This window comes from Streptomyces sp. NPDC001606 (assembly GCF_053596835.1).
Window position 1 is genome coordinate 1 of sequence record NZ_JBSFHC010000011.1, and the last position, 25,885, is coordinate 25,885.

A 25,885-nucleotide genomic window follows, 5' to 3' on the forward strand; every position below is an offset into this window, starting at 1 on the left:
GAGACGGTCGTGGTCGAGGTCGGCGGCAAGCGCCTGGAGGTCTCCCTGCCCTCCTCGCTGGGCATGTCGCTGGCCCGTACCGGTCTCGCGGCCGGTGCCAAGCCCAAGCGGCGGGCCGCGAAGAAGTCCGGCCCCGTCGCCTCCGGTGACACCCTCGCCTCCCCGATGCAGGGCACCATCGTCAAGGTCGCCGTCGAGGAGGGCCAGGAGGTCAAGGAAGGCGACCTGATCGTCGTCCTGGAAGCCATGAAGATGGAACAGCCCCTCAACGCGCACAAGGCCGGCACCATCAAGGGCCTGTCCGCCGAGATCGGCGCCTCCATCACCTCCGGCGCCGCGATCTGCGAGATCAAGGACTGAACAACCGCAGTAGAAGCGTGAGTTGGCCCCCGGTGTCGTCACACCGGGGGCCAACTCGCTTTGCCGTTCCCTAAGCTGGCCGGGTGGATTTCGTCTTCACCGTCACCTTCGCGGAGCCGGGCCGAGCCGCCGAGCTGCGCACCTGGCTGAGGCATGAGGAGCCGGCCTGGGAATCGGCGCTGGAGCTGATCGACGGCCCGGACGGCGGGGTCATGCGGTTCAGGGGCCCCCGGGCCGAGGCGCTCGTCCGGTACGCGCAAGTGCTGATGGCCTGGCTGAACGAGCGAGGTCCGAACGCCCCCGCCCTCACCCTCGCCGTGGAAACGCCCCGGATGCGACGGAGCGTCGAACTCACCGGCCAAGCGGCCGACCGGGACACGCTCGCGCGTCTGGTCAGCGAGCTGACCGCTGCACCGGAACCGGGCCCGGTAACGGGCATCCAGGTCACCGGCGGGACCCACTACATGGGTCCCGCGCGCCACACCTCCCCCGGTCCCGTCCTCGACCCCGATGACGACTGGGACCGGGAGTGAGGGAGCGGTAGCCGGTGGGAGACATCGCCAAGGGGGCCCTGGGGGGCGGCTGGACGCTGCTCGTCGGCTGGGTCCTGCCGACCGCGCTGAACCTGTCCGTGTTCCTGCTGGCGGTCGCCCCCAGCCTGCACCGCCCCGCGTTCCTGTCCGGGCACTGGCCCGCGACAGGGGGCCGTACGGCACTGCTGCTCCTCGTCGCGGCCGTGCTGCTCGGCCTGGTGCTCAACGCCCTCCAGACGCCCCTGTACCGCCTCCTGGAGGGCTATGCGCTGTGGCCGCCGGCGGCGTACGAGCGCGGCTGCCGGACCCAGCTGGCCCGTCGGCGGCGTACGGCCGAGCGGCTGGCGGGCATCCCGGCGGGCTCGACCATCCGGCGGGGTCTGCTCGCCGAGAAGCTGAGCCGCTATCCGGTCAGCGACGAGCAGATCGCCCCGACCCGGCTCGGCAACGCCATCCGCCGCTTCGAGGAGTACGGCCACGACCGCTACCGGCTCGACACCCAGGTGCTGTGGAACGAGCTGATGAGTGCCGCCCCGGAGTGGGCCCGCAGGCAGCACGACACCGCCCGCACGAGCGTGGACTTCTTCGTGGCCCTGCTGTACGGCCATGCGGCGGTGGCCGGCGCGGCGTGCGCCGCGCTGGCGTCCGGGCGGGCCGACCGCCCGGTGCTGGTGGTCACGGGTGTCGTACTGATCCTGCTGATGCCCCTGTGGTACCACGCGGCGGTGGCCGCCACCGACGAGTGGGCGGCGGCGATGCGCGCCCTGGTCAACCTGGGCCGCAAGCCGCTGGCCGAGGCGCTCGGTCTGGTGCTGCCGGGCGATCTGGAGCAGGAGCGCGCCATGTGGCAGCTGGTGACCCGCATGTCCCGCAGGCCCTATGCCCCGGCAGCGGCCACCGCCTTCGCCCCCTACCGGGTCAGGCCTCCCGAGCCCCCCGCCGCGCCCTGAGCCCCGCGGCCGGGCGGGCGGCGGGCGGCCTCAGCGGCGCCGCAGGTCGGCGACGCGTCCCCGCTCGCCGGCCGGCTGTTCGCCCAGTACTCCGCGCAGCCCGCCTCCGGGCACGCCCCGCCGCGGCCCCGGCAGGGACGCGCGTCGCGCCGGGGCCTGCTCACCCCCCGAAGGGACTCCGCCCGCCCCGGCCACGGCGATCTGCACCCCCTGATCGGCGAGGGCCTGCAACTCGGTGCCGGCGCGGTCGTCATGGCCGGGCGGCTCGTCGGTGACCAGCCGGGTGATGAGGTCCGTCGGCACGGTCTGGAACATGGTGTCCGTGCCCAGCTTGGTGTGGTCGGCGAGGACCACGACCTCCGCGGCGGCCTGGACGAGGGCCCGGTCGACGGATGCCGAGAGCATGTTGGAGGTGGACAGCCCGCGTTCGGCGGTGAGCCCGCTCCCGGAGAGGAAGGCCTTGGACACTCTCAGCCCCTGGAGGGACTGTTCGGCGCCGGAGCCGACCAGGGCGTAGTTGGAGCCGCGCAGGGTGCCACCGGTCATCACGACCTCCACCCGGTTGGCATGGGCCAGGGCCTGTGCGACGAGGAGGGAGTTGGTGACGACGGTCAGGCCGGGGACCCGCGCGAGCCGGCGGGCCAGCTCCTGTGTGGTCGTACCCGCCCCGACGACGATGGCCTCGCCCTCTTCGACGAGGCCCGCCGCGAGGTCGGCGATGGCCGTCTTCTCGGCGGTCGCGAGATGGGACTTCTGCGGGAAGCCCGACTCGCGGGTGAAGCCACCCGGCAGTACCGCACCGCCGTGCCGGCGGTCGAGGAGTCCTTCTGCCTCCAGTGCCCGCACGTCCCGCCGTACGGTCACTTCGGAGGTCTGGACGACGCGGGCGAGTTCACGGAGCGACACCGCACCGTTCGCTCGCACCATTTCGAGGATCAATTGGCGACGTTCAGCAGCGAACACGAAACTGACAGTAACCCCAGCGACCGTCTGCTTTCAGCAGTTTGCGCCGAATAACAGAAGTTGTTCGTGCGACAGGGTGGGAAGTGGTATAGGGCCTATCCACCCCGACTATGCCGCCCGCATGCGCGGCAACTCCCCGTGACCAGCGGGAACCCGGAACCGGCCGCCCGGCCCCGCCCCGCTCGCCCACAGGCCGCCGGCGGCGCTCCCGATCGAAGCCGGGCGCCACGGGACCACCCCTGACCCGCAGGGATCGGAACGAGCTGATCAATCGTCAAGAACCGTTTGCTGACGGACAGTCCGTACTCGTACCCTACTGGTCACCATCCGAACCAGCGGCCCACGTCTTCTCGTGAGCACCGGGAACGCGATCGCCTCGCCGGCACCACGTGCGCGGCAACCGCCGTCGCGTCCCCACCCTGCGAACATCGACCGACCGACAGCTACGGGGTGCTGTGGCCGCGCGGTGTGCCCCCGACGGGCTCTCAGGGATGCCCCCGAGCGGCGCCCGGGCCTCGCCCACCGGCACGTATGAGCGCTGTGCGCCCTCATGCGGCCCGAGGAGGTCGAGCACGTGCACGCGGCACCGTTCCGCCCCGACGACGGGGACGAACCGACGGCGTTCTGCGACGAGTCCCTGCGCTGCCGCTCGGCGGGCGGCGTCTACCTGATGGCCGCCGTGGTCCTGCCCGCCCGCGCCCTGGCCCCCGTACGCGAGACGCTGCTCTCCGCACTCCTGCCCGGCCAGCGCAAGCTGCACTGGCGCAGCGAGTCGCGGGCGAGGCGCCGTACCCTCACCGCGCAGGTGACGGCCAGTGCCCCGGAGATCGTGGTCGCCACCGCCTGCCGGATGGAGAACCGCCGTCAGGAGCGCGCCCGGCGCAAGGCCCTGGAGATCCTGCTCGCGGCCGTGGCGGAGCGCGGGGTGACGCGGGTCGTCCTGGAGTCCCGCGGTTCGGTGCGGGACCGGTCGGACACCTCCGGGCTGCACGGACTGCGCCGCGCCGGGGTCCTCCCCTCCGCGCTGCGCGTGGAGCACCTGCCCGGCCCCGAGGAACCGGCGCTGTGGAGCGCGGACATCGCCGTGGGCGCCTTCGGCACGGCACTGGACGGCGACCCGGCGCACTGGTCGGCGCTGTCGGCCGGGGCGAAGACGTCGGTGCTCGGCTGCGGGCAGTGCGGCGCGGCGCACGACCCGTGCTCGGCCGCATGGCCGCATGGCCGGTGACGCTGCCCCGAGCGGCGGCCCTGAGCAGCGCGAAGGCCAGGTGTCCGTCGTCCGGCGGATGACCTGGCCTCACTTCCGGAGCCTCCTGGCCCCGGCCATTCCACTCTGCCTCCCCGGTGGGACGCGGTCAAGCAGAAGGGGCACCACGCATGGGTGAACTGGACATACAGCAAGAAACGCTGGCAGACGAGGACTACGCCGAGCGGCTCGACGTCCTCCAGGAGCGCGTCGCCGCGCTGGTGGTCAGGGACCGCAGATCGGTGGAGGCCACGGCCGAACGGCTCGTCCAGGACGCGACGGTGGACACCGGGCACTCCCCGGAGACGGCGACCGAACTGCTCTCCTGTGTGGTGGACCCGCGCAAGGTCCGCGGAGCGCAGATCCGTACCCACCGGGTGCGCGGCAACCGGGTGCTCCATGTGCTGCGCACCACGGTGTGGACGCCGCTGCTGCTGGTGGACGCGACCAACGGGCGGTTCGTCGTGGGCCAGACCTATCTGTCCGACCCGGCGGTGGGCGAGAAGGGGTCGCCGCGGCTGGCGCTGCCCGCGCCCGAGTCCGCGCCGGACGCGCCCTCGCTGATCTACCGGGGTACCCGGGCCGCGGTCGCGAGCGCCCTCGACGCCAACGCCGACTACGTCCTGAACAACAACAACTGGCGGGACGACATCGCGGCCAACGGTGTGCTGATGCCGCTGCTGGCCGGTCATGTCGAGTTCCGGTTCACGGACGGGACCCCGCGCCAGGCCGTCGGTGTGGTGGACGGCTCGTCCCGGACCGCCTCGGCCCACTCCCTGCTGGGGCTGAAGGAGTCGGCGATCCTGGCCATGGATCCGCTGGAGCAGCGGCGCTGGCTCGGCAAGCTGGTGCGCCGGCTGGCGAAGGAGACGACCGCGCTGGCGGACACCGAGGAGTACCGCCCCGAGGAGCTGCGGTCCATCGAGGCGAGGGTGAACGCGCTGACCGCCGAGGCCGACCTCATCGTCGGCTGGGGCTGGTCGGACCAGGCCATCCCGCAGCAGCGGAACAGCAGGTCCAGCTATGTGAGCACGCTCAACCTGGCGCTCGGCGCGCAGAACATCGAGCCGAAGGCGTTCTCGGCCGAGGCGCAGAAGACACTGCTCGCCGAGCGCGCGGTCAACACGCTGGCCGACTACGGCCTGATCAGCGCCGACGAACTGGTCTTCGCGCTGGGCCGGGAGAACCTCGCGGCCGTGGCCGGCAAGCTGGGCTTCGGGCCGCACCGGGACGAGCGGTGCGCCTGGGTGATCAGGCTGCTGACCACGCCCGCCGCGGCCGAACGCAGGGTCATCAACGAGGTGCTGGGCGCCCGGTCGTTCTCCGCCAAGAACCGCTCGCCGTACGCGATCGAGCTGGCCCTGCGCTCGTTCTCCGGGCAGGACGCCCAGTTGCTGGAGCGGGCCCGCAACGCGGCGGTGCACGCGCTGTGGAAGCGGGCCGGCGGCGAGTGGACGCTGGAGCCCCGGCCGGAGGAGGCGGACCTGGCCCTGCTGGAGCACCATGCGCTGGCGGAGGTGGACAGGGGGGAGAGCGGCCCGCACTGTGACGAGGTGGCGGCGCGCGCGGTGGTGCCGCTGCTGGCGCTCGGCGGTCTGGGCGTGGACCGGGGGTCGGCCGCCTTCCGTGGGCAGGCCTCGGTGGTGCTCGACAAGATGATCACCAACGCCTGGGGCATCCGGCAGCTGATGGCGGTGGTCCGGGCCTCCCGGGCCGGCCGACCCTTCCCCCGCCTCGACGAGGAGGGCCGGGAGATCCCGGAGACGGAACTGCCCAACACCCCGGCCAGCAACAACGACTGGCTGCGCGAGAAGGTGCTGATGAAGCCGACCGACACCCCCGTCTCGGAGGCCGACAAGGCGCGGCAGCGCCTGTTGAGCGGACTGGCGGAGGCGCGGGCCGGCTTCGACACGTACCGCGAACTCATGGAGCCGCACTACCAGTCGCTCAAGGGCGACGCCTGGAAGGAGGCCATGGCGGGCACCGCCGCGCTGACCAGGGATCTGAACCTGTATGTCGTAGCGGAGTGAGCCCCGCTTCCGGTACGGCACACCCCCTGGTGCGCGGCACCAGGGGGTGTCGGGGCGTCAGGCCTCGGCGCCCGCCTTGCGGGTGTGCAGCTGGCGCGCCACCTCCGCGATCGAGCCGGAGAGGGAGGGGTAGACGGTGAACGCGTTGGCGATCTGCTCGACCGTCAGGTTGTTGTCGACGGCGATGGAGATGGGGTGGATCAGCTCGGAGGCGCGGGGCGCGACGACCACACCGCCGACGACGATCCCGGTGCCGGGCCGGCAGAAGATCTTCACGAAGCCGTCCCGGATGCCCTGCATCTTGGCGCGCGGGTTGCGCAGCAGCGGCAGCTTGACGGCCCGGGCGTCGATCTTGCCGGCGTCCACGTCGGCCTGGCTGTACCCGACGGTCGCGATCTCGGGGTCGGTGAAGACGTTCGAGGACACGGTCTTCAGGTTCAGCGGGGCCACGGCGTCGCCGAGGAAGTGGTACATGGCGATACGGCCCTGCATCGCGGCGACGGACGCGAGGGCGAAGACGCCGGTCACGTCACCGGCGGCGTACACGCCCGGGGCGGTGGTGCGCGACACCTTGTCGGTCCAGATGTGCCCGGACTCGCGCACCTTGACCCCGGCCTCCTCCAGCCCGAGCCCGGCGCTGTTGGGGATGGCGCCGACGGCCATCAGGCAGTGCGTACCGCTGATGACGCGCCCGTCGGCGAGGGTGACCTCCACCCGGTCGCCGACGCGCTTGGCGGACTGCGCGCGGGAGCGGGCCATCACGTTCATGCCGCGGCGCCGGAAGACGTCCTCCAGCACGGCGGCGGCGTCGGGGTCCTCGCCGGGCAGCACGCGGTCGCGGGACGACACGAGCGTGACCTTGGAGCCCAGCGCCTGGTAGGCGCCGGCGAACTCGGCACCGGTCACACCGGAGCCGACGACGATCAGCTCTTCCGGCAGCTCGGTGAGGTCGTAGACCTGGGTCCAGTTGAGGATGCGCTCGCCGTCCGGCTGGGCGTCGGGCAGCTCGCGGGGGTGACCGCCGGTGGCGAGGAGGACGGCGTCGGCGGTGAGGGTCTCCTCGGTGCCGTCGGCGGAGGTGACGACGACCTTCCGGGAGCCGTCGAGGGCCTGCATGCCCTCCAGCCGGCCGCGGCCGCGCATGACCCGGGCGCCGGCGCGCGTCACGGACGCCGTGATGTCGTGCGACTGCGCGAGCGCGAGCCGCTTCACCCGCCGGTTGACCTTCCCGAGGTCCACCCCGACCACCCGGGCCGCCTGCTCCAGCGGCGGGGTGTCGTCGGCGACGATGATCCCCAGCTCCTCGTAGGAGGAGTCGAAGGTGGTCATCACCTCGGCCGTAGCGATAAGGGTCTTCGACGGCACGCAGTCGGTCAGCACCGACGCTCCGCCCAGACCGTCGCAGTCGACGACGGTCACCTCCGCCCCGAGCTGAGCGGCCACCAGCGCCGCTTCGTATCCGCCGGGTCCGCCACCGATGATCACGATCCGAGTCACGTATCCCATTGTCCCGCACCCTTCAAGGTGCTACTGCCCGGGGGAGGAAAGCCCCCTTCACAGCTGCCGCGGCGCCGTCGCCGGGGCGTGAAAGGGAACGTTTTCGCTGCCGTACCCTCTCTCCATGTCGCTCTATGCCGCGTACGCCGGCAACCTCGACGCGCGTCTGATGTCCCGCCGCGCCCCGCACTCCCCGCTGCGCGCCACCGGCTGGCTGGACGGCTGGCGGCTGACCTTCGGCGGCGAGCAGCTCGGCTGGGAGGGTGCGCTGGCGACGATCGTCGAGGACCCGCTCGCGCAGGTCTTCGTGGGCCTGTACGACATCGCCCCGCCGGACGAGGAGTCGCTGGACCGCTGGGAGGGCGTCGGCCTCGGCGTCTACCGCCGGGTCCGGGTGCGCGTGCACACCCTGGACGGGGACGAGCAGGCCTGGGCGTACGTCCTGAACGGCTACGAGGGCGGTCTTCCCTCCGCCCGCTACCTGGGCGAGATCGCCGACGCCGCGGAGTCCGCGGGCGCTCCTCACGACTATGTGATGGAACTCCGCAAGCGCCCCTGCTGAGCCGGCCCCCGCGCGTTTCCTCCCTCTTCGCCCGCCCTTGTGGAAAACGACAAGACAACGAAGCCAATCCCGTGGCCTACGTCATCTACGCGCGTAGGCGAATACCGGCTACCCTCGTCGTCGTGAACGCATCTCTTCTTCCGGACGACATCCAGGGCGACCCGTACGCCGCCGCCGACGCCGCCGCCGCACGCCTGCGCGAACTCACCGGCGCCGAGACCCACGACGTCGCCCTCGTGATGGGCTCCGGCTGGGCTCCGGCCGTCGACGCGCTGGGCGCCCCCGACGCCGAGTTCCAGGTCACCGAGCTGCCCGGCTTCCCGCCGCCGGCCGTCGAGGGGCACGGCGGCAAGATCCGCTCGTACACCTTCGGTGACAAGCGCGCCCTCGTCTTCCTCGGCCGCACCCACTACTACGAGGGCCGTGGCGTCGCCGCCGTCGCGCACGGTGTGCGCACCGCCGTGGCCGCCGGCTGCAAGACGATCGTGCTGACCAACGGCTGCGGCGGTCTGCGCGAGGGCATGCGCCCCGGCCAGCCGGTGCTGATCAGCGACCACATCAACCTGACGGCGACCTCCCCCATCGTCGGCGCCAACTTCGTCGACCTGACGGACCTGTACTCGCCGCGCCTGCGCGCCCTGTGCAAGGAGATCGACCCCAGCCTCGAAGAGGGCGTCTACGCGCAGTTCCCCGGCCCGCACTACGAGACCCCGGCCGAGATCCGCATGGCCCGCGTCATCGGCGCGGACCTGGTCGGCATGTCCACGGTGCTGGAGGCCATCGCCGCCCGTGAGGCGGGCGCCGAGGTGCTGGGCATCTCCCTGGTCACCAACCTCGCGGCCGGTATGACCGGCGAGCCCCTCAACCACGAGGAGGTCCTCCAGGCGGGCCGCGACTCGGCCGCCCGGATGGGCGAGCTGCTGGCCCAGGTACTGGGCAAGCTGTAAGCACCCCGCAAGGGCCCTCGCCCACCCTCACCGACCGCGTCGGGAGGGTGGGCGGACGGGGGTCCGGGGGCAGAGCCCCCGGTGGAGCAGGCAAACACGGAGAGGTTGATCCCAAGGTGCACGACGATCTCATCGCCCGGGCCACGGCATGGCTCGCCGAGGACCCGGACGCGGAGACCCGCGACGAACTGGCCAAGCTGATCGAGGCCGGGGACGTGACCGAGCTGTCGGCCCGCTTCAGCGGCACGCTCCAGTTCGGCACCGCGGGCCTGCGGGGCGAACTCGGCGCCGGTCCGATGCGCATGAACCGCTCGGTCGTCATCCGCGCGGCCGCCGGTCTCGCCGCCTACCTGAAGAAGAACGGCCAGGGCGACGGAGTCGTCGTCATCGGGTACGACGCCCGCCACAAGTCCGCCGACTTCGCCCGCGACACCGCCGCCGTGATGACCGGCGCCGGCCTGCGGGCCGCCGTACTCCCCCGCCCGCTGCCCACCCCGGTCCTGGCCTTCGCCATAAGGCACCTGGGCGCGGTCGCGGGCGTCGAGGTCACCGCCAGCCACAACCCGCCCCGGGACAACGGCTACAAGGTCTACCTCGGCGACGGCTCCCAGATCGTCCCGCCCGCGGACGCGGAGATCGCCGCCGAGATCGACGCGATCGTCTCGCTGAACGACGTACCCCGCCCGGACTCCGGCTGGGAGACCCTGGACGACGCGGTCCTGGACGCCTACCTGGCCCGCACCGACGCGGTCCTGGCCCCCGGCTCCGCGCGCGGCGCCCGCACGGTCTACACCGCGATGCACGGCGTCGGCAAGGACACCCTCCTCGCCGCCTTCGCCCGGGCCGGCTTCCCCGAGCCGGTGCTGGTCGCCGAGCAGGCCGAGCCGGACCCGGACTTCCCGACGGTCGCCTTCCCCAACCCGGAGGAGCCGGGCGCGATGGACCTGGCGTTCGCCCGGGCCCGCGCGACCGACCCCGACCTGGTGATCGCCAACGACCCCGACGCCGACCGCTGCGCGGTGGCCGTCAAGGACGGCGCCGACTGGCGGATGCTGCGCGGCGACGAGGTCGGCGCGCTGCTCGCCGCCCACCTGGTGAACCGCGGCGTCCAGGGCACCTTCGCGGAGTCGATCGTCTCCTCCTCCCTCCTCGGCCGGATCGCCGAGGAGGCCGGGCTGGCGTACGAGGAGACCCTCACCGGCTTCAAGTGGATCGCCCGGGTGGACGGCCTGCGCTACGGCTACGAGGAGGCCCTCGGCTACTGCGTCGACCCGGAGGGCGTCCGCGACAAGGACGGCATCACCGCGGCGCTCCTCGTCACCGAGCTGGCCTCGCAGCTCAAGGAAGAGGGCCGTACCCTCCTCGACCTCCTGGACGACCTGGCCGTGCAGCACGGTCTGCACGCCACCGACCAGCTGTCGGTCCGCGTCCAGGACCTCTCGCTCATCGCCGACGCGATGCGCCGCCTGCGCGAGCAGCCGCCGACCGAGCTGGCCGGGCTGCCCGTCACGCGCGCGGAGGACCTGACCCGGGGCACGGAGAAGCTGCCGCCCACCGACGGCCTGCGCTACACGCTGGACGGCGCCCGGGTGATCGTCCGCCCGAGCGGCACCGAGCCGAAGCTGAAGTGCTACCTGGAGGTCGTCGTCCCGGTGGCCACCCACGCCGACCTCCCGGCAGCCCGCACCCGCGCGGCGGACCTCCTGACCGCAATCAAGCGGGACCTCTCCACGGCGGCCGGCATCTGACCCCGGCCCCCCGCACATCCCCACCGCGCCCCGGCCGTCACCCTGTGACGACCGGGGCGCGGTCGTCGTCCTGCCGCCGGGTGCCCTACGGGCATCGCAGGAGCCTGCTACTGCCACCCGCACCCCGTCCCAGCGGGGGCGGAGCAGCCAGACCGCCGGGAGCGGCGCAGCCGAACCCCCAGGGGCCGGAGCGGCCGAACCCCCGAGGCCGGGGCAGCCGGACCGCCGGGATCGGCGTCAGCCGAACCCCCGGGCCGGGGCAACCGAACCCACGGGGCCAGCGCAACCGAACCCCCGGGGCCAGCGCAACCGAACCCCCGGGCCGGGACAGCCGAACCCCCGGGGCCAGCGCAACCGAACCCCCGGGCCGGGGCAACCGAACCCCCGGGGCCAGCGCAACCGAACCCCCGGGCCGGGGCAACCGAACCCCCGGGGCCAGCGCAACCGAACCCTCGGGCCGGGGCAACCGAACCCCCGAAGCCGGGGCAGCCGAACCCCCGAAGCCGGGGCAGCCGGACCCCCGAAGCCGGGGCAGCCGGACCCCTGGGGTGCGGGCGCGCCGGGATCGGCGCAATCAGACCCACGGGGGTGCGGGCAGCCGGACCGCCGGGGCCGGCGTCAGCCGCCAGAAGCCACGTGCGGCCACCGCGGCACAGGCGGACACCACCAAGGCCGCGCCGAAAACGCCCCCACCCGACGAGCGCCACCGCGCCGTTCCCAGCCGCGGAGACGGCGATCGCACGGAACACCCCCTGCCACGACCACCAGCAGACCGAGCCCGGCCCGCCACACGACACGACGACACCCAGCCACCCGCGCCCCACACGGCCGCCTGCTCACCGCCGTAACAAGACCGCGCCCACGTCACCACCGTGACGCAGGCGCCACCCCGCCCACCGGGCGGGCCCCCACGCCCCTCCCCGGAGGAGTCCTCAGCCCAGCGCCAGCAGGATTCCCAGCAGCACCGCTCCCGCGATCACCGGCGCCAGTACCTCGTACGCCCACCGCACGGTGATCTCGCCCTGGGCCTGCTCCGCCTCGCCGCGGCGGTCCAGCAGTTCGCGCAGGTCGTCCATGGCCTGGTCGAACTCCGCGCGGGTCGGCCCGCTGGGGACGCCCGCTCCGGCGCCCGCGCCCGGGCCGCCGAGCGAGCCGAAGCCGCCGAGTCCGCGGCCGCCACGGCCGCCGAACAGCCCGCCTCCGCCGGCGCCGCCCCGGGCCGCGTCCGCCGCGGCCCGCGCCGTGCGCGCCTCGGCCTTCTTGCGGGCGCGCAGCGACACCGGGATGGACCACAGCTGGTACTTCTTGCCGGACTTGGCGACGACCTCGTTGGAGAAGCCGGAGCGCAGTGCGCTCACCTCGCCCCAGGGCACGGTGATCAGCCGGAAGGGGTTGCGGATCCGCAGTCGGTCCTCGCCGGCGAAGACGGCCGGGCGGAGGGTGAAGGCGATCACCAGCGGGACGATCAGGATCAGCGCGGCCAGCGCCAGCCAGGGCGCGCGGCCATGGCCGTGGACCAGCGCGTCGATGCCCAGCCAGCCCACGACCGCGAGCAGCAGCACCCCGCCCGCGATGCCCAGGGGCGAGCGGTAGACGCGGTCTTTGACAGCGGGCGCCGAAGGCTGGGGCGCGGGTGACTCGTGGTCCGGGGTCGTCATGGCCCCGATTGTGCACGACAGCATCACCGGTATCCCCACGCGCCCCGGCGGCACCGCTCATCCGTGATCCACTCCGGCAGAACGAGCACCGGGGCTGTACAGCCGCTACGCGCGTAGATATGCTCGTCTGGTGACCATGCCCACCACTGCTCCCCCAGCACACGCGCTCACCGACGTCACCGCGTCCGACAGCACGCTGCGCCGCTTCCTGCACGGGCTGCCCGGCGTCGACGCGGTCGGCCTGGAGGCGCGGGCCGCGTCTCTCGGCACCCGTTCCATCAAGACCACCGCGAAGGCGTACGCCATCGACCTCGCCATCTCGATGGTCGACCTGACGACGCTGGAAGGCGCGGACACCCCGGGCAAGGTCCGGGCGCTCGGCGCCAAGGCGGTCCACCCCGACCCGACGGACCGCACCACCCCGGCCACGGCCGCGGTCTGCGTCTACCCCGACATGGTGGCCGCCGCCAAGGAGGCCGTCGCCGGTTCCGGCGTCAAGGTCGCCTCGGTCGCCACCGCCTTCCCGGCCGGCCGCGCCGCCCTCGATGTGAAGCTCGCCGACGTCCGCGACGCGGTCGCCGCGGGCGCCGACGAGATCGACATGGTCATCGACCGGGGCGCGTTCCTCGCGGGCAAGTACCTGAAGGTGTACGACGAGATCGTCGCCGTGAAGGAGGCCTGCGGCCCGGCCGCCCGGCTGAAGGTCATCTTCGAGACCGGCGAGCTGTCGACGTACGACAACATCCGCCGCGCCTCCTGGCTCGGCATGCTGGCCGGCGCCGACTTCATCAAGACCTCGACCGGCAAGGTGGCGGTGAACGCCACTCCGGCGAACACCCTCCTGATGCTGGAGGCCGTACGCGACTTCCGTGCCCAGACCGGCATCCAGGTCGGTGTGAAGCCGGCCGGCGGCATCCGCACCACCAAGGACGCCGTCAAGTTCCTCGTCCTGGTCAACGAGACCGTCGGCGCGGACTGGCTGGACAACCACTGGTTCCGCTTCGGCGCCTCCTCGCTGCTGAACGACCTGCTGATGCAGCGCCAGAAGCTGGCCACCGGCCGCTACTCCGGCCCCGACTACGTGACGGTGGACTGATCGATCATGGTTTTCGAGTACGCACCGGCGCCCGAGTCCCGCTCGGTCGTCGACATCGCCCCCTCCTACGGCCTGTTCATCGACGGCGAGTTCGTCGAGGCGGCCGACGGCAAGGTCTTCAAGAGCATCTCGCCGTCCACCGAGGAGGTCCTCTCCGAGGTCGCCCAGGCCGGCTCCGAGGACGTGGACCGGGCCGTCAGGGCCGCCCGCAAGGCCTTCGAGAAGTGGTCCGCGCTGCCCGGTTCCGAGCGCGCCAAGTACCTCTTCCGCATCGCCCGCATCATCCAGGAGCGCAGCCGTGAGCTGGCCGTCCTGGAGACGCTGGACAACGGCAAGCCGATCAAGGAGACCCGCGACGCCGACCTTCCCCTGGTCGCCGCGCACTTCTTCTACTACGCGGGCTGGGCGGACAAGCTCGACCACGCCGGCTTCGGCGCGAACCCGCGTCCGCTGGGCGTCGCGGGCCAGGTCATCCCGTGGAACTTCCCGCTGCTGATGCTGGCCTGGAAGATCGCCCCGGCGCTGGCGGCCGGCAACACGGTCGTGCTGAAGCCGGCCGAGACGACCCCGCTGTCCGCGCTGTTCTTCGCGGACATCTGCCGCCAGGCCGGGCTGCCCAGGGGTGTCGTCAACATCCTGCCGGGCTACGGCGACGCGGGCGCCGCGCTGGTCGCGCACCCCGACGTCGACAAGGTCGCCTTCACCGGCTCCACCGCGGTCGGCAAGGAGATCGCGCGGACCGTCGCGGGCACCCGCAAGAAGCTCACCCTGGAACTGGGCGGCAAGGGCGCGAACATCGTCTTCGACGACGCTCCGATCGACCAGGCGGTGGAGGGCATCGTCACCGGCATCTTCTTCAACCAGGGCCAGGTGTGCTGCGCGGGCAGCCGGCTGCTGGTCCAGGAGTCGGTCCAGGACGAGCTGCTGGAGGCCCTGAAGCGCCGGCTGTCCACCCTCCGGCTCGGCGACCCGCTGGACAAGAACACCGACATCGGCGCGATCAACTCCGCCGAGCAGCTGGCCCGGATCACCGCGCTCGCCGACCAGGGTGAGGCGGAGGGCGCCGAGCGCTGGTCCCCGGCCTGCGAACTGCCGGCGTCCGGCTACTGGTTCGCGCCGACGGTGTTCACCAACGTGACCCAGGCGCACACCATCGCCCGCGACGAGATCTTCGGCCCGGTGCTGTCGGTGCTCACCTTCCGCACCCCGGACGAGGCGGTCGCCAAGGCGAACAACACCCAGTACGGCCTGTCGGCGGGCATCTGGACCGAGAAGGGCTCCCGGATCCTGGCGGTCGCGGGCAAGCTCCGCGCGGGCGTGATCTGGTCCAACACGTTCAACAAGTTCGACCCGACCTCGCCGTTCGGCGGTTACAAGGAGTCGGGCTTCGGCCGCGAGGGCGGCCGCCACGGCCTGGAGGCGTACCTCGATGTCTGAACCGAACCGTCTGAGCGTCTTCAAGACCTACAAGCTGTACGTCGGCGGGAAGTTCCCGCGTTCCGAGAGCGGCCGGGTGTACGAGGTGACGGACTCGAAGGGCAACTGGCTGGCCAACGCACCGCAGTCGAGCCGTAAGGACGCCCGGGACGCCGTCGTGGCCGCGCGCAAGGCGTTCGGCGGCTGGTCCGGCGCGACCGCCTACAACCGGGGCCAGGTCCTGTACCGCGTCGCGGAGATGCTGGAGGGCCGCCGCGAGCAGTTCGTGCGCGAGGTCGCCGACGCGGAGGGCCTGTCGAAGTCGAAGGCGGCCGCGGTCGTGGACGCGACCGTCGACCGCTGGGTCTGGTACGCGGGCTGGACCGACAAGATCGCCCAGGTGGTCGGCGGCGCCAACCCGGTCGCGGGCCCGTTCTTCAACCTGTCCTCCCCGGAGCCGACCGGTGTGGTCGCCGTGCTGGCGCCGCAGGAGTCGTCCTTCCTGGGCCTGGTGTCGGTGCTCGCGCCCGTGATCGCCACCGGCAACACGGCGGTGGTGGTCGCGAGCGAGAAGTCCCCGCTGCCGGCGCTCTCCCTGGCCGAGGTGCTGGCCACCTCCGACGTGCCGGGCGGTGTGGTGAACATCCTGTCCGGCCGTACGGCGGAGATCGCGGCGCCGCTGGCCGCGCACCAGGACGTCAACGCGATCGACCTCGCGGGGGCGGACGAGGAGCTGGCGAAGGAGCTGGAGATCGCGGCGGCCGACAACCTCAAGCGCGTACTGCGTCCCCAGGATGTGGATTACTCCCAGACGCCGGGGATCGAGCGGATGACCGCGTTCCTGGAGACGAAGACGGTCTGGCACCCCACGGGTTCGCTGGGCGCGTCCGGCTCGTCCTACTGACGGCAGGCCACCAGGACGAGAGCCGCGCCTTCCCCCCGTCCGGGGAAGGCGCGGCTCTTCCGTTTCGGCGGTCGGTGGGGCGGCGCGTGCGCGAGCAGGCGCGTCAGGACTTCCCCGTCACCCTGCTCGTCGGCGGCTGTGCGCTGCCCGGGTGGTTGCGCACCGGGTCGGTGCACTCGTAGCGGCTCGGCGGCGCCGGGGGCGGGCCCGCCAGGATGACCGATCCGTCGCCCTCCGTCGCCGCCGAGTCGGACAGCGTGCACACCAGCTGGGCCAGGGCGTAGGAGGTGAGCCGGCTCGGGGCGGTGCTCAGGCGGAGCGCGTCCTCGGGGTCCCGCGGGCCGGGCCCGGACACGCTCAGGCCGCCCGGCACATACGTCGTGTAGCCCGCGGAGCGCTCCGCGGCGGACGGCGAGGCCGCGAGCTGGTCCAGCAGGCCCTGGGCCACGATCACCCGGCGCTTGGCGTCCGGCGTGCCCTCGGGGACGGGCACCGTGCGGTCGACGGCCACCAGGGACGCCCCGCACAGCAGGAAGACCTGCACGGGCACGCCGTGCGCGGTCTGCGTGGACCGGTCCGGCCCGGCCAGCGAGCACGGCACCCGCGAGGGCGCCGCGCCGAAGTCGGTCGGCACCTCCGTGGCGCGGATGCCGCAGCCGGTGAGCAGCGCGCCCAGGAGGGGCAGCGCCAGCAGGCGTCGTACGGTCATGACCCCTCCTTTCCGGAACCGGAATCGTCCGTGTCGGCCGTCGTGCTCTTCTTGCTGTCGTCGGGTTTCTCCTGCGGCTCGTCCGCCGGCTGCTCGGTCAGCTGCGAGGCGTCCCGCGGCAGCCGCAGGGTGAACACCGCGCCGCCCTCGGGCGAGTTGGCGGCCGTGATCCCGCCGCCGTGGATGTGGGCGTTCTCCAGGGCGATGGACAGGCCGAGCCCGCTGCCCTCGGAGCGGGGCCGGGAGGCGCTCGCCTTGTAGAAGCGGTCGAAGACGTGCGGCAGGACGTCCTCGGGGATGCCGGGGCCGTGGTCGCGGACCTGGATCACCACCGAGTCGTCCGACTCCCGCACCGAGACCCGGACCGGCGACCCGCCGTGCTTGAGCGCGTTGCCGATCAGGTTGGCGAGGATGACGTCCAGGCGGCGCGGGTCGAGCAGGGCGTGGATGCCCCGCTCGGCGTCCAGCTCGACGGCGTCCAGCCAGGCGCGGGCGTCGATGCAGGCGGTGATCTGGTCGGCGACGTCGACGTCGTCCAGGACCAGCCGGGCGGTGCCCGCGTCGAAGCGGGTGACCTCCATCAGGTTCTCGACCAGGTTGTTCAGCCGCCGGGTCTCGCTCACCACCAGCCGCACCGCCGGTTCGATCATCGGGTCGATGCTCCCGGACTCGAACTCCAGCTCCTCCTCCAGCACCTCCGTGACGGCGGTGATGGCGGTCAGCGGCGTCCGCAGCTCGTGGCTCATGTCGGCGACGAACCGGCGGGACGCCTCGTCCCGCGCCGCCATCTCCGCGACCCGCTGCTCCAGCGCCTCGGCCGCGTTGTTGAACGTCCGGGACAGGTCCGCGAGTTCGTCGGTGCCGGACACCCGCAGCCGGGTGTCGAGCCTGCCCTCGCCCAGCCGCCGGGCGGCGACACCGAGCCGGTGCACCGGCTTCAGCACGGTCGTGGCGGCGGCCTGCGCGAGCAGCGCGGCGCCGATCAGCGCGAGCCCGGTGGCGATGCCCAGCGACCAGGCCAGCGAGTTGAGGTCCTTCGCCTCCGGCTCCAGGGATTTCGCCATGTAACCGGTCGGCCCGCCGCCGATCACCCGGGTACCGGCCACCAGGTAGGGCGTGCCGTGGTCCACGACCCGCTGCCAGTACAGGTGGTACGGCTCCTTGTTGGTGCCGGTGACCTGCTGCCGCTTGTTCACCGCGGCGCGCAGCGTCTTCGGCACGTCCTCCAGCGAGAAGCCGTTGATGCCGCCCGAGTTGCCGTACACCGTACGGCCGTCGGTGTCCTGGCCGACCAGCAGCACGCTGAAGTGCTGGCTGCTCGCGGCCATCTGGCCCGCCGCGTGCTGGAGTTCGTCCTGGGTGGGGTGCGCGGGCAGGGCGCCCGCGCGGTTCTGCATCTCCTGCCGGAAGTCGCGCAGCACCGCGTCCTGGGCGCGGGTGAGCACGGCTTCCCGGTTGAGCCAGTAGGCGATACCGGACGCCGACACGGCGGCCGTGAGCGCCACCAGCCCGAACACGACGACCAGTCGCAGCCTGAGGCTGGTGAACCGCAGCCGCGACAGATTTCCCTTGCGCCCCGCGGCCCAGCCGCGCAGCCCCCCTCGCGTATCGGTCACTGAGGCGAGTCCAGGCGGTAGCCGACACCACGGACGGTACGGATCAGGGTCGGTGACGACGGCACGTCCTCGACCTTGGCGCGCAGCCGCTGGACACACGCGTCCACCAGCCGGGAGTCACCGAGGTAGTCGTGCTCCCAGACCAGCCGCAGCAGCTGCTGGCGGGAGAGCGCCTGACCGGGCCGCCGGCTCAGTTCGAGCAGCAGCCGCAGCTCGGTCGGGGTCAGCTGGAGGTCCTCGCCGTTCTTCGTCACGGTCATCGCCGACCGGTCGATGACCAGGTTGCCGAAGGTCGCCGAGTCGCTGGACTCCCGTTCCCCGCGCCGCAGCACGGCCCGGATCCGGGCGTCCAGCACCCGGCCCTGGACCGGCTTGACGACATAGTCGTCGGCCCCGGACTCCAGGCCGACCACGACGTCGATGTCGTCGCTCCGCGCGGTCAGCAGGATGATCGGCAGCTGGTCGGTGCGCCGGATGCGCCGGCACACCTCGAACCCGTCGATGCCGGGCAGCATCACATCCAGCACGATCAGGTCCGGCCGCTGCTCGCGCAGCAGCTTCAGACCGTCCTCGCCGCTGGCGGCGGTCGCGACCCGGTGTCCCTGGCGCGTCAGGGAGAGCTCCAGGGCCGTACGGATGGCGTCGTCGTCCTCGATCAGCAACAGGGAAGGCACGGGCTCATTCTGGCCCATGGACGGCCGGTCGTACGACCTGCGGGCGTCATGCCCTCGCCTTTCGTTCCCGCGCGGACCCCTGTGACAGGTCTGTGACAGTCGGCGGACACGGCCATGAAGTCGCCCCGGCAGTCTTTTGGGCACGGGCCGGACGGGGGAGCCACAGCCGGCCCGGCAAGACCGAGTCGCCGGAAGTCCACGACGGGGAGCGCGAGATGAACACGCTGCACAGCATCAGCACCAGCGCAGTGGTCACGCGTCTGCACGACGTGCACCGGGGATCCGAGAAGTCCGGTGCCGTGAGCGGGCGGGGGTGCGCTCGCGGCACCGGGCGTCAGCACACCGCGTTCATGACGGTGATCGACGCCCGCACGGGGGCAGCACACGGGGGAACCGCGTACAGGGAGGACTCGGGGGAGCAGCGCCGTTCGCTGACCGAGGCGGAGTTCACCGCCTATGTCCAGGAGCGCCGCGCCTCCCTGTACGCCACCGCCTACCACCTGACCGGCGACCGCTTCGAGGCCGAGGACCTGCTCCAGAGCGCGCTGTTCTCGACGTACAAGGCGTGGGACCGGATCAGCGACAAGGCGGCCGTCGGGGGCTATCTGCGGCGGACGATGACGAACCTGCACATCAGCGCGTGGCGCCGCCGCAAGCTGAACGAGTACCCGACCGAGGAGCTGCCGGAGACGCCCGGCGAGACGGACGCGATGCGCGGCACCGAGCTGCGCGCGGTCCTCTGGCAGGCGCTGGCCCGGCTGCCCGAGCTCCAGCGCACCATGCTGGTCCTGCGCTACTACGAGGGCCGCACGGACCCGGAGATCGCGGAGATCCTCGGCATCAGTGTCGGCACGGTGAAGTCCAGCATCTGGCGGTCGCTCCGCCGGCTGCGCGAGGACGAGGTCCTCAGCTTCGGCCGTGACGAGGAGAACGCCTTCGGCGAGCTGGTCGCCTGAAGGACGGGGGTCACTGGGGGGTGACCTCGGGGGGGAACACGGGGGAAAACGGGGGGCAACGGGGGAACCACTGGGGGGTGGATCCACGGGGGATCACGGGGGAAAGAGGAACGGGACTGGTGGGCCGTAGGCCTGACCGGTCCCGCTTCCGTTTCCCCGGGCCTATTGCCCGGGGGCCTACGCCACCGGCTGCTGCCGTGCGGGCCGTCCGTCGCCCGCCGCCGCCAGCCGGTCCAGTGCCTCGTCCCGGTCGCAGGGGTACGCGCCGAGGGACACCTGCCGGGCGATGATCGACCGCTCCGCGCGCATCAGCCGCCAGCCGCGGCGCAGCAGGAACGGCACCGACTTGCGGCCCTCCCGCAGATCCCGCAGGAAGCGCCGCCGGAAGGTGGTGACCGATCCGCGGGTCAGGCACAGCGCGTCGGCGAGCAGACCCAGGTCCCGGCACCGCCCGACGATCTCCGCGGCGAAGATGCCCTCCGCGATGAACAGCGGGGTACGGCCGATGTCCAGCGTCTTCTCACCGGTGCGGGCGCTCAGCGCGATGTCGTACACCGGGACCGGTGTGGCGCCCGTGGTGCACAGCCGGGTGATGGCCTCGATGGCGACGTCCGCGTCCCAGGACTCCGGGTGGTCCCAGTCGATGTCGGAACTCCCGTCCACCAGCGGCAGAGTCGGGTCGTCACCTTCCTTGTAGAAGTCGTCCAGACGCAGGACGGGAAGCCCGGAGCGGGCGGCGACGAGGGACTTGCCCGAGCCCGAGGGGCCGCACAGCAGCACGACACGGGCGGGGGACGGGGGATGAATGCTCACGGAACACCAGTTTGACGCATGGCGGGCCGCCTGCCGACCCCGCGGGTCGGCTTTTGAGCGTGACTCCCGCCTCAACTACCCTACGTGTCGACGCCCTTACCCTGCGCACCAGAAGGTGGCACCAGCGATGGCCCCACACACCCCCTCCCAGCACCTCACCACGCGGCGCGCCCTGGTCGCCCTCGCGACCGCGGGGGCGGCCCTGGGCGCGGGCGCCGCGACCGCGCACGCGGACGCGGCCCCCTCGCTCGTGGAGGTGCCCTGGCGGCCGACCTCGCTCGGCCACATCGACCCTCAGGCGGGTCTCACGGTCCTCACCGGCACGGTCGGCTATGTCACCGGACCCGTCGCCGGCCTCAAGCCCAACCCGCTGGCGGGCACCGGCGTCGACCCCCTGGACAACGGCGTGGGCACCCAGCTGGCCGACTTCAAGCCGGTGGGCTCCCAGATGCTGACGGCGCCGCTGGCCGAGGCCCAGTCGCTGGGCGGGGTGCCGGTGGTCGGGCAGGTGCTGAAGGTGCTGGGACACTGACCCCGGATACGGGGGTGCGTGTCCTCGGGGTGGCGGGGAGACGCACCCCGCCGGTCGTGCGGTCCGAGGAAAGCGAAACCGGCGGCCGGGCGGTCGCAGCCCAGGGTGCCCGGACGGAAACGCTCCGATGCGGAACCGTTCGCGCCCGGGGTGGCGTCTTGGGGATCGTGCAGCGTCAAGGCTCCATCGGCGGCACCGCCGCGATCCGCATCCGTGCGACGGGAAGCATCCTCCTCGTCGCACACCTCACCCTCGTCGCCTGGCTGATGCTGCGCCCCCTGGACGTGCCCTGGGTGCTGCCGCCCAACCTGCACCCGCTGGCCGGCATCCGGGCCGACCTCGCGCTCGGCTGGCCGGGCGCGGCCAAACCCCTCGGCGAGGGCCTCGCCCTGCTCGCACCGCTCGGGGTGCTGCTGCCCATGGCGCACGGCCGCCTCGGCGTCTCGCCGGTCGCCTCCCTGCTGCGCACGGCCGCCGCGAGCACCCTGGTCTCCGTCGGCATCGCCCTGCTCCAGACCGGCGTGCCGGGCCGGGTCGTGGACGTCGACTCGCTGCTGCTGAACACGACCGGGGTGATCCTGGCCCATCTGGCCGTGGTCCCGGCGGCCCGGGTCCGGCTGCGGCGCCGGGACGCGCGGGCGGGCGCGGAGCGCGAGGGCAGCGAGCCGGTCACCGTCCAGGAGGAGCTGTCTCAGGGTCGTACCCCGACGATTCCCAGGGTCGGGATCGCCCCGTAGAGCGATGCTTCGTCCGCTTCGTCTCCGTACCGTGGAAGGCAGTTGAGCGACACCGCCACCCACGGACCACCACGGAGGAGCAGCCATGACCGCCCTTGCCCGCCCCACCCACGGCCGCATGATCGGCGGCGTGTGCGCCGCCCTGGCCCGCCGCTTCGGCACGTCGGCGACGACCATGCGGGTGATCTTCCTGCTGTCCTGCCTGCTGCCCGGCCCCCAGTTCCTGGTCTACATAGCGCTGTGGATCCTGCTGCCCGCCGAGGACAAGACCGTCACCGCCGCCTGGTGAGCCGCCCGCGCACGAACGCCGCTGGGACGCTCCCGGACAGCTCCGGAGCGCCCCAGCGGCGTCGAGCGGAAGTCGACGGCGGCCGGTCAGCCGAGCGGGATCCCGTTCACCGGCAGGCCGTGCGTGGGCAGACCCGTCTTGCCCACCGGCAGGCCGCCGAGCAGCTTGCCGACCGGGGCGGTCGGGCCGCCGGCGAGCACCTGCTCGACGACCGGCTGAGCGGCGGCCACGCCGGCGCTCAGCGCACCCTGCCCCTGGGCGAGCGCCTGGGTGGCACCCGGCAGCGCCTTGCCGACGTTCTCGGCCGGCAGCGTCTTGGTGACGCTGTCCAGGGCCTGGGTGGCGTCGGGGGTGGCCGGGGCGGCGTTGGCCGCGCCCGCGCCGACGGCGGCGAAGGCGGCACCGAGGGCGGCGACGCCCAGGGTCTTGGCAGCAGACTGCTTCATGGTGAATGCGTTCCTTGAATAGGGGAAACAGGAGACGGGAGATCACAAACGATCTGAGCGGTCCACGACCGTAAACACGCACACCCGCCCACCGCAAACACCGAAATGCGGACGCCATGTGAAAGTGCGTCCGCATTCCGGGACGGAGTCCGACCCGCTACTCGCCCGAGGAATCCGCAAAGTCGCTGGTCGTGGCCGTCTGCTGGAACAGCCATTCGGATTTCAGCTCGGCATATCCGGGCTTGATGACGTCATTGATCATCGCGAGTCGTTCATCGAAAGGAATGAACGCTGATTTCATCGCATTGACGGAGAACCACTGGAGGTCGTCGAGCGTGTAACCGAACGCCTCGACGAGGTGCTCGAATTCCCGGCTCATACTGGTGTGCGACATCAGCCGGTTGTCGGTGTTCACGGTGGCCCGGAAGTGCAGCCGGCGCAGCAGCCCGATCGGGTGCTCGGCGTACGAGGGCGCGGCCCCGGTCTGGAGATTGGAGCTGGGGCACAGTTCGAGCGGGATCCGCTTGTCCCGGACGTAGGCGGCCAGCCGGCCGAGCCGTACCGTGCCGTCCTCGCGGATTTCGATGTCGTCGATGATCCGCACCCCGTGCCCGAGCCGGTCCGCGCCGCACCACTGGAGCGCCTGCCAGATGGACGGCAGCCCGAAGGCCTCGCCGGCATGGATGGTGAAGTGGTTGTTCTCGCGCTTGAGGTACTCGAAGGCGTCCAGGTGCCGGGTGGGCGGATATCCGGCCTCGGCACCGGCGATGTCGAATCCGGCCACTCCGGAGTCCCGGTAGCGGTTGGCGAGTTCGGCGATCTCCAGGGAGCGGGCCGCGTGCCGCATGGCGGTGAGCAGAGCGCCGACGCGGATCCGGTGGCCGTTCTCCCGGGCGAGCCGCTCGCCCTGCCGGAAGCCCTCGTTGACCGCCTCGACCACCTCCTCCAGGGTCAGTCCGCCACCGAGGTGCTGCTCGGGCGCGTACCGCACCTCGGCGTAGACGACCCCGTCCTCGGCGAGGTCCTCGGCGCACTCCCGGGCGACCCGGACCAGCGCCGCACGGGTCTGCATCACGCCGACGGTGTGCCGGAAGGTCTCCAGATACCGTTCCAGCGAACCGGAGTCGGCGGCCTCGCGGAACCAGAGGCCCAGCTTGTCGGGGTCGCTCTCGGGAAGATCCCGGTACCCGGTCTCCTGGGCGAGGGCGACGACGGTGCCCGGACGGAGCCCGCCGTCGAGATGATCGTGCAGCAGAACCTTGGGCGCCCGGCGGATCTGGTCCGGCGTCGGGACGGTCCCTTTCGGTGCAGTCTGGCTCGTCATTTCCGCACTGTAACGCCTACGCGCGTAGAAGGCGGCCCTTTCGACGCCACCGCTTCTTTTTCCGTCGATACGCAACGGTGACCGCACGTACGGGTTTCGTACACCGCGCCTTCTGACACTGTTCTGTCATGGGACAGCAAGCGACGCCGGTCCGAACGGCCAGGCTGGGGAAGGCAGTCGGCCCGCAGCCGACGGCGGTGAGCGGAGCGGTGCTGCTGCTCCCCGGCGGTGAGGAGGTCTCCGACCGCAGGCCGTCCGCCGTGCGGGCGGCGGTCGCGCTGCGCTCCCTGGGCCGGCGGCTCGCTCGCGCGGGGCGGGCCGAAGGACTCGCCGTGCACACCGTCCACTACCGCTGCCGGGGCTGGAACGGCAGCGCGGCACAGCCGGCCGCCGACGCCGAGTGGGCCGCCGACGAGGTCGTACGGCGCTACGGCGACGTTCCCGTCTGCCTGGTCGGGGTGGACATGGGGGGACGGGCGGCGCTGCGGGCCGGCGGGCACGAGGCCGTCAACTCGGTGGTGGCGCTTGCTCCCTGGCTGCCCGAGGACGATGTCGCCGCGCCCCCCGAGCCGGTGAAACAGCTGGTGGGGCGGCGGGTGCTGATCGTGCACGGCACGAACGACGAACGGACCGACCCCGAGCTGTCGTTCCGGTACGCGGCGCGGGCGAAGAAGGTCAACCGGGAGGTGTGCCGGTTCGAGGTGCACTCCGACGGGCATCGCCTGCGCGGGCACCGGGACGAAGTGGCCTGGCTGGCCGTGGACTTCATGCGGGGCGCGCTGTTCGGGGAGGCGCTGTCCCGGCCGGTGGAGGACGCGCTCGCGGCTCCGCCGCCCATCGGGCTCCGGATGCCGTTGGCCGTGGGCTTCGGGAGGTCGCTGCGGCCGTGAGTCCCGCGCGCCCCGGCCGGCCGCTCAGGGAAGCAGGCTGCCCCTGCGCGACAGCAGGAACTTCTTGAAGGCGGCCACCGGCGGAGTGTCCGGGCGGTCGGCCAGCCAGGCGACGCCGATCTCGCGGGCCGCCCTTGGGGCGGTGACGGTCAGTTCCACGACCCCCGGCCGGGGGACGGTGGGCGGGGGCAGCAGGGCCACCCCGAGGCCCGCCGCGACCAGGCCGCGCAGGGTTTCCGCCTCCTCGCCCTCGAAGGCGATCCGGGGCCGGAAACCGGCCTCCTGGCACAGGTCGTCGGTGATCCGGCGCATGCCGTAACCGGGTTCCAGGGTGACGAAGGTTTCGTCGGCGGCTTCGGCCAGGCGGATGCGGCGGCGGCCGGCCAGGCGGTGCTCGGCGGGGACGACAAGGCGGAGCTTCTGCTCGTCCAGCCGGCGGGCGACCAGGTCGGGGGCGTCCGGGACCGGGGAGGTCAGGCAGAGGTCCAGTTCACCGGCGCGCAGCCGCTCCAGCATGGCCTCGCCGTGGTTCTGCACCAGGCTGAAGCGGACGCGCGGGTGGTCGGCGCGGAAGGCGTGCAGCAGGCCCGGTACCGTCTCGGCGCCCATGGTGTGCAGAAAGCCGAAGGCGACCTTGCCGGTGGCCGGGTCGGCGTCGGCGCGGACCTCCTCGGCGGCGCGCTCGATCTCGGCGAGGGCGCGTTCGACGGAGGCGAGGAAGGTGCGGCCGGCCGTGGTCAGGGAGACGGTGCGGCCGTGCCGGGCGAACAGGTCGACGCCGAGGTCCTGCTCCAGCCGGGCCATCGCCCGGGACAGGGTGGACTGGGGTACGTCCATCTCCAGGGCGGCGCGGGTGACGTGCTCGGTGCGGGCCACCCCGGCGAAGTAGGCGAGGCGCGGCGCGAGCAGCCTCGACATCTCGTTCATGTCTTGTCTGTCACCGGATGGTGACAGGCGCCCCTGTGACCTCTGCTGATGCACCATGGGAA

Annotated in this window: 26 protein-coding genes; 16 read left to right on the forward strand and 10 right to left on the reverse strand. The window is 72.5% G+C overall.

The window, feature by feature from the left end; all coding sequences use genetic code 11:
* The 3 genes from ACWCV9_RS20510 to ACWCV9_RS20520 form a co-directional block, all read left to right on the forward strand.
* The coding region (locus tag ACWCV9_RS20510; protein ID WP_450788453.1) for an acetyl-CoA carboxylase biotin carboxyl carrier protein subunit at positions 1-360 on the forward strand (360 nt) is incomplete at its 5' end.
* A gap of 83 nt (positions 361-443) precedes the next feature.
* On the forward strand, positions 444-893 hold the full coding sequence (locus tag ACWCV9_RS20515; protein ID WP_450788454.1) for a hypothetical protein: 450 nt from the start codon (positions 444-446) through the stop codon (positions 891-893).
* Positions 894-907: 14 nt separating this feature from the next.
* Positions 908-1,843: a hypothetical protein gene (locus tag ACWCV9_RS20520; RefSeq protein WP_450788456.1), complete on the forward strand. Its 936-nt coding sequence runs from the start codon at positions 908-910 to the stop codon at positions 1,841-1,843.
* 30 nt (positions 1,844-1,873) lie between these two features.
* Here ACWCV9_RS20520 and ACWCV9_RS20525 read toward each other — a convergent pair whose 3' ends face one another.
* Complete coding sequence (locus ACWCV9_RS20525) at positions 1,874-2,806, reverse strand: DeoR/GlpR family DNA-binding transcription regulator (RefSeq protein ID WP_450788457.1); 933 nt, start codon at positions 2,804-2,806, stop codon at positions 1,874-1,876.
* 574 nt (positions 2,807-3,380) lie between these two features.
* Between ACWCV9_RS20525 and ACWCV9_RS20530 the strand changes: the two genes are divergently transcribed.
* Both ACWCV9_RS20530 and ACWCV9_RS20535 read left to right on the forward strand, forming a co-directional pair.
* Positions 3,381-4,034, forward strand: coding sequence for a hypothetical protein (locus ACWCV9_RS20530; protein WP_450788459.1), 654 nt, complete (start codon positions 3,381-3,383; stop codon positions 4,032-4,034).
* Positions 4,035-4,183: 149 nt separating this feature from the next.
* Positions 4,184-6,082 (forward strand): hypothetical protein, encoded by a 1,899-nt coding sequence (locus ACWCV9_RS20535; protein WP_450788460.1) that lies wholly within the window; start codon positions 4,184-4,186, stop codon positions 6,080-6,082.
* Between the two features lie 57 nt (positions 6,083-6,139).
* Here ACWCV9_RS20535 and ACWCV9_RS20540 read toward each other — a convergent pair whose 3' ends face one another.
* The gene (locus tag ACWCV9_RS20540; protein WP_450788461.1) at positions 6,140-7,588 is read right to left on the reverse strand and encodes an NAD(P)H-quinone dehydrogenase; all 1,449 of its coding nucleotides are present in this window, start codon (positions 7,586-7,588) and stop codon (positions 6,140-6,142) included.
* Positions 7,589-7,703: 115 nt separating this feature from the next.
* On the opposite strand from ACWCV9_RS20540, the gene ACWCV9_RS20545 reads away from it, so the two are divergent.
* The 3 genes from ACWCV9_RS20545 (at position 7,704) to ACWCV9_RS20555 (ending at position 10,836) form a co-directional block, all read left to right on the forward strand.
* Positions 7,704-8,141: a gamma-glutamylcyclotransferase family protein gene (locus ACWCV9_RS20545; RefSeq protein ID WP_450788463.1), complete on the forward strand. Its 438-nt coding sequence runs from the start codon at positions 7,704-7,706 to the stop codon at positions 8,139-8,141.
* A gap of 122 nt (positions 8,142-8,263) precedes the next feature.
* Positions 8,264-9,088 carry a purine-nucleoside phosphorylase gene (locus ACWCV9_RS20550; RefSeq protein WP_385848483.1) on the forward strand — a complete coding sequence of 275 codons (825 nt, stop codon included), beginning with the start codon at positions 8,264-8,266 and terminating at the stop codon, positions 9,086-9,088.
* Positions 9,089-9,204: 116 nt separating this feature from the next.
* Positions 9,205-10,836 (forward strand): phospho-sugar mutase, encoded by a 1,632-nt coding sequence (locus tag ACWCV9_RS20555; protein WP_450788466.1) that lies wholly within the window; start codon positions 9,205-9,207, stop codon positions 10,834-10,836.
* A gap of 932 nt (positions 10,837-11,768) precedes the next feature.
* On the opposite strand, the gene ACWCV9_RS20560 is transcribed toward ACWCV9_RS20555, so the two are convergent.
* Complete coding sequence (locus ACWCV9_RS20560; protein ID WP_450788468.1) at positions 11,769-12,494, reverse strand: PH domain-containing protein; 726 nt, start codon at positions 12,492-12,494, stop codon at positions 11,769-11,771.
* Positions 12,495-12,630: 136 nt separating this feature from the next.
* Between ACWCV9_RS20560 and deoC the strand changes: the two genes are divergently transcribed.
* Genes deoC through ACWCV9_RS20575 form a run of 3 tightly spaced genes read left to right on the forward strand, consistent with a single transcriptional unit; the run spans position 12,631 to position 15,910 of the window.
* On the forward strand, positions 12,631-13,590 hold the full coding sequence (gene deoC, locus ACWCV9_RS20565; protein ID WP_450788753.1) for a deoxyribose-phosphate aldolase: 960 nt from the start codon (positions 12,631-12,633) through the stop codon (positions 13,588-13,590).
* 6 nt (positions 13,591-13,596) lie between these two features.
* Entirely contained in the window at positions 13,597-15,027 is a 1,431-nt protein-coding gene (locus tag ACWCV9_RS20570) for an aldehyde dehydrogenase family protein (protein ID WP_450788469.1), read from the forward strand.
* On the forward strand, positions 15,020-15,910 hold the full coding sequence (locus ACWCV9_RS20575; RefSeq protein WP_450788471.1) for an aldehyde dehydrogenase family protein: 891 nt from the start codon (positions 15,020-15,022) through the stop codon (positions 15,908-15,910). The genes ACWCV9_RS20570 and ACWCV9_RS20575 overlap by 8 nt, the downstream gene beginning before the upstream one ends.
* Before the next feature lie 103 nt (positions 15,911-16,013).
* On the opposite strand, the gene ACWCV9_RS20580 is transcribed toward ACWCV9_RS20575, so the two are convergent.
* Genes ACWCV9_RS20580 through afsQ1 form a run of 3 tightly spaced genes read right to left on the reverse strand, consistent with a single transcriptional unit; the run spans position 16,014 to position 18,909 of the window.
* Positions 16,014-16,619, reverse strand: coding sequence for a hypothetical protein (locus ACWCV9_RS20580; RefSeq protein WP_450788473.1), 606 nt, complete (start codon positions 16,617-16,619; stop codon positions 16,014-16,016).
* Entirely contained in the window at positions 16,616-18,235 is a 1,620-nt protein-coding gene (locus tag ACWCV9_RS20585; RefSeq protein WP_450788475.1) for an ATP-binding protein, read from the reverse strand. Before ACWCV9_RS20585 ends, ACWCV9_RS20580 begins: the two co-directional genes overlap by 4 nt.
* Complete coding sequence (gene afsQ1, locus ACWCV9_RS20590) at positions 18,232-18,909, reverse strand: two-component system response regulator AfsQ1 (RefSeq protein ID WP_199272809.1); 678 nt, start codon at positions 18,907-18,909, stop codon at positions 18,232-18,234. Before afsQ1 ends, ACWCV9_RS20585 begins: the two co-directional genes overlap by 4 nt.
* Before the next feature lie 215 nt (positions 18,910-19,124).
* Here afsQ1 and ACWCV9_RS20595 point away from each other — a divergent pair, with 215 nt between their 5' ends.
* On the forward strand, positions 19,125-19,865 hold the full coding sequence (locus ACWCV9_RS20595; protein WP_385843554.1) for a SigE family RNA polymerase sigma factor: 741 nt from the start codon (positions 19,125-19,127) through the stop codon (positions 19,863-19,865).
* Between the two features lie 177 nt (positions 19,866-20,042).
* Here the strand turns inward: ACWCV9_RS20595 and ACWCV9_RS20600 are convergent, their stop codons facing one another.
* The gene (locus tag ACWCV9_RS20600; protein WP_450788755.1) at positions 20,043-20,645 is read right to left on the reverse strand and encodes a uridine kinase family protein; all 603 of its coding nucleotides are present in this window, start codon (positions 20,643-20,645) and stop codon (positions 20,043-20,045) included.
* Between the two features lie 160 nt (positions 20,646-20,805).
* On the opposite strand from ACWCV9_RS20600, the gene ACWCV9_RS20605 reads away from it, so the two are divergent.
* The 3 genes from ACWCV9_RS20605 (at position 20,806) to ACWCV9_RS20615 (ending at position 22,236) form a co-directional block, all read left to right on the forward strand.
* On the forward strand, positions 20,806-21,210 hold the full coding sequence (locus tag ACWCV9_RS20605) for a hypothetical protein (RefSeq protein ID WP_450788477.1): 405 nt from the start codon (positions 20,806-20,808) through the stop codon (positions 21,208-21,210).
* Between the two features lie 167 nt (positions 21,211-21,377).
* Entirely contained in the window at positions 21,378-21,947 is a 570-nt protein-coding gene (locus tag ACWCV9_RS20610; protein ID WP_450788479.1) for a VanZ family protein, read from the forward strand.
* 85 nt (positions 21,948-22,032) lie between these two features.
* The gene (locus tag ACWCV9_RS20615; protein ID WP_385843551.1) at positions 22,033-22,236 is read left to right on the forward strand and encodes a PspC domain-containing protein; all 204 of its coding nucleotides are present in this window, start codon (positions 22,033-22,035) and stop codon (positions 22,234-22,236) included.
* Between the two features lie 86 nt (positions 22,237-22,322).
* Here the strand turns inward: ACWCV9_RS20615 and ACWCV9_RS20620 are convergent, their stop codons facing one another.
* Positions 22,323-22,682, reverse strand: a complete 360-nt coding sequence (locus ACWCV9_RS20620) for an ATP-binding protein (RefSeq protein ID WP_385843549.1) — start codon at positions 22,680-22,682, stop codon at positions 22,323-22,325.
* 157 nt (positions 22,683-22,839) lie between these two features.
* Complete coding sequence (locus tag ACWCV9_RS20625; RefSeq protein WP_450788481.1) at positions 22,840-24,006, reverse strand: adenosine deaminase; 1,167 nt, start codon at positions 24,004-24,006, stop codon at positions 22,840-22,842.
* Positions 24,007-24,134: 128 nt separating this feature from the next.
* Here ACWCV9_RS20625 and ACWCV9_RS20630 point away from each other — a divergent pair, with 128 nt between their 5' ends.
* On the forward strand, positions 24,135-24,896 hold the full coding sequence (locus ACWCV9_RS20630) for an alpha/beta hydrolase (RefSeq protein WP_450788482.1): 762 nt from the start codon (positions 24,135-24,137) through the stop codon (positions 24,894-24,896).
* A gap of 24 nt (positions 24,897-24,920) precedes the next feature.
* Here ACWCV9_RS20630 and ACWCV9_RS20635 read toward each other — a convergent pair whose 3' ends face one another.
* A complete protein-coding gene (locus tag ACWCV9_RS20635) occupies positions 24,921-25,880 on the reverse strand; it encodes a LysR substrate-binding domain-containing protein (RefSeq protein WP_450788484.1) in 960 nt (319 codons plus the stop codon).
* Between the last annotated feature and the right edge of the window lie 5 nt (positions 25,881-25,885).

Excerpts from the sequence above, each read along its gene's own strand:
- ACWCV9_RS20535 (WP_450788460.1), top strand. The coding sequence starts at position 4,184 with ATGGGTGAACTGGACATACAGCAAGAAACGCTGGCAGACGAGGACTAC.
- ACWCV9_RS20540 (WP_450788461.1), bottom strand. The coding sequence starts at position 7,588 with ATGGGATACGTGACTCGGATCGTGATCATCGGTGGCGGACCCGGCGGA.
- ACWCV9_RS20545 (WP_450788463.1), top strand. The coding sequence starts at position 7,704 with ATGTCGCTCTATGCCGCGTACGCCGGCAACCTCGACGCGCGTCTGATG.
- ACWCV9_RS20560 (WP_450788468.1), bottom strand. The coding sequence starts at position 12,494 with ATGACGACCCCGGACCACGAGTCACCCGCGCCCCAGCCTTCGGCGCCC.
- deoC (WP_450788753.1), top strand. The coding sequence starts at position 12,631 with ATGCCCACCACTGCTCCCCCAGCACACGCGCTCACCGACGTCACCGCG.
- ACWCV9_RS20570 (WP_450788469.1), top strand. The coding sequence starts at position 13,597 with ATGGTTTTCGAGTACGCACCGGCGCCCGAGTCCCGCTCGGTCGTCGAC.
- ACWCV9_RS20575 (WP_450788471.1), top strand. The coding sequence starts at position 15,020 with ATGTCTGAACCGAACCGTCTGAGCGTCTTCAAGACCTACAAGCTGTAC.
- ACWCV9_RS20580 (WP_450788473.1), bottom strand. The coding sequence starts at position 16,619 with ATGACCGTACGACGCCTGCTGGCGCTGCCCCTCCTGGGCGCGCTGCTC.
- ACWCV9_RS20595 (WP_385843554.1), top strand. The coding sequence starts at position 19,125 with ATGAACACGCTGCACAGCATCAGCACCAGCGCAGTGGTCACGCGTCTG.
- ACWCV9_RS20605 (WP_450788477.1), top strand. The coding sequence starts at position 20,806 with ATGGCCCCACACACCCCCTCCCAGCACCTCACCACGCGGCGCGCCCTG.
- ACWCV9_RS20615 (WP_385843551.1), top strand. The coding sequence starts at position 22,033 with ATGACCGCCCTTGCCCGCCCCACCCACGGCCGCATGATCGGCGGCGTG.
- ACWCV9_RS20620 (WP_385843549.1), bottom strand. The coding sequence starts at position 22,682 with ATGAAGCAGTCTGCTGCCAAGACCCTGGGCGTCGCCGCCCTCGGTGCC.
- ACWCV9_RS20625 (WP_450788481.1), bottom strand. The coding sequence starts at position 24,006 with ATGACGAGCCAGACTGCACCGAAAGGGACCGTCCCGACGCCGGACCAG.
- ACWCV9_RS20630 (WP_450788482.1), top strand. The coding sequence starts at position 24,135 with ATGGGACAGCAAGCGACGCCGGTCCGAACGGCCAGGCTGGGGAAGGCA.
- ACWCV9_RS20635 (WP_450788484.1), bottom strand. The coding sequence starts at position 25,880 with ATGGTGCATCAGCAGAGGTCACAGGGGCGCCTGTCACCATCCGGTGAC.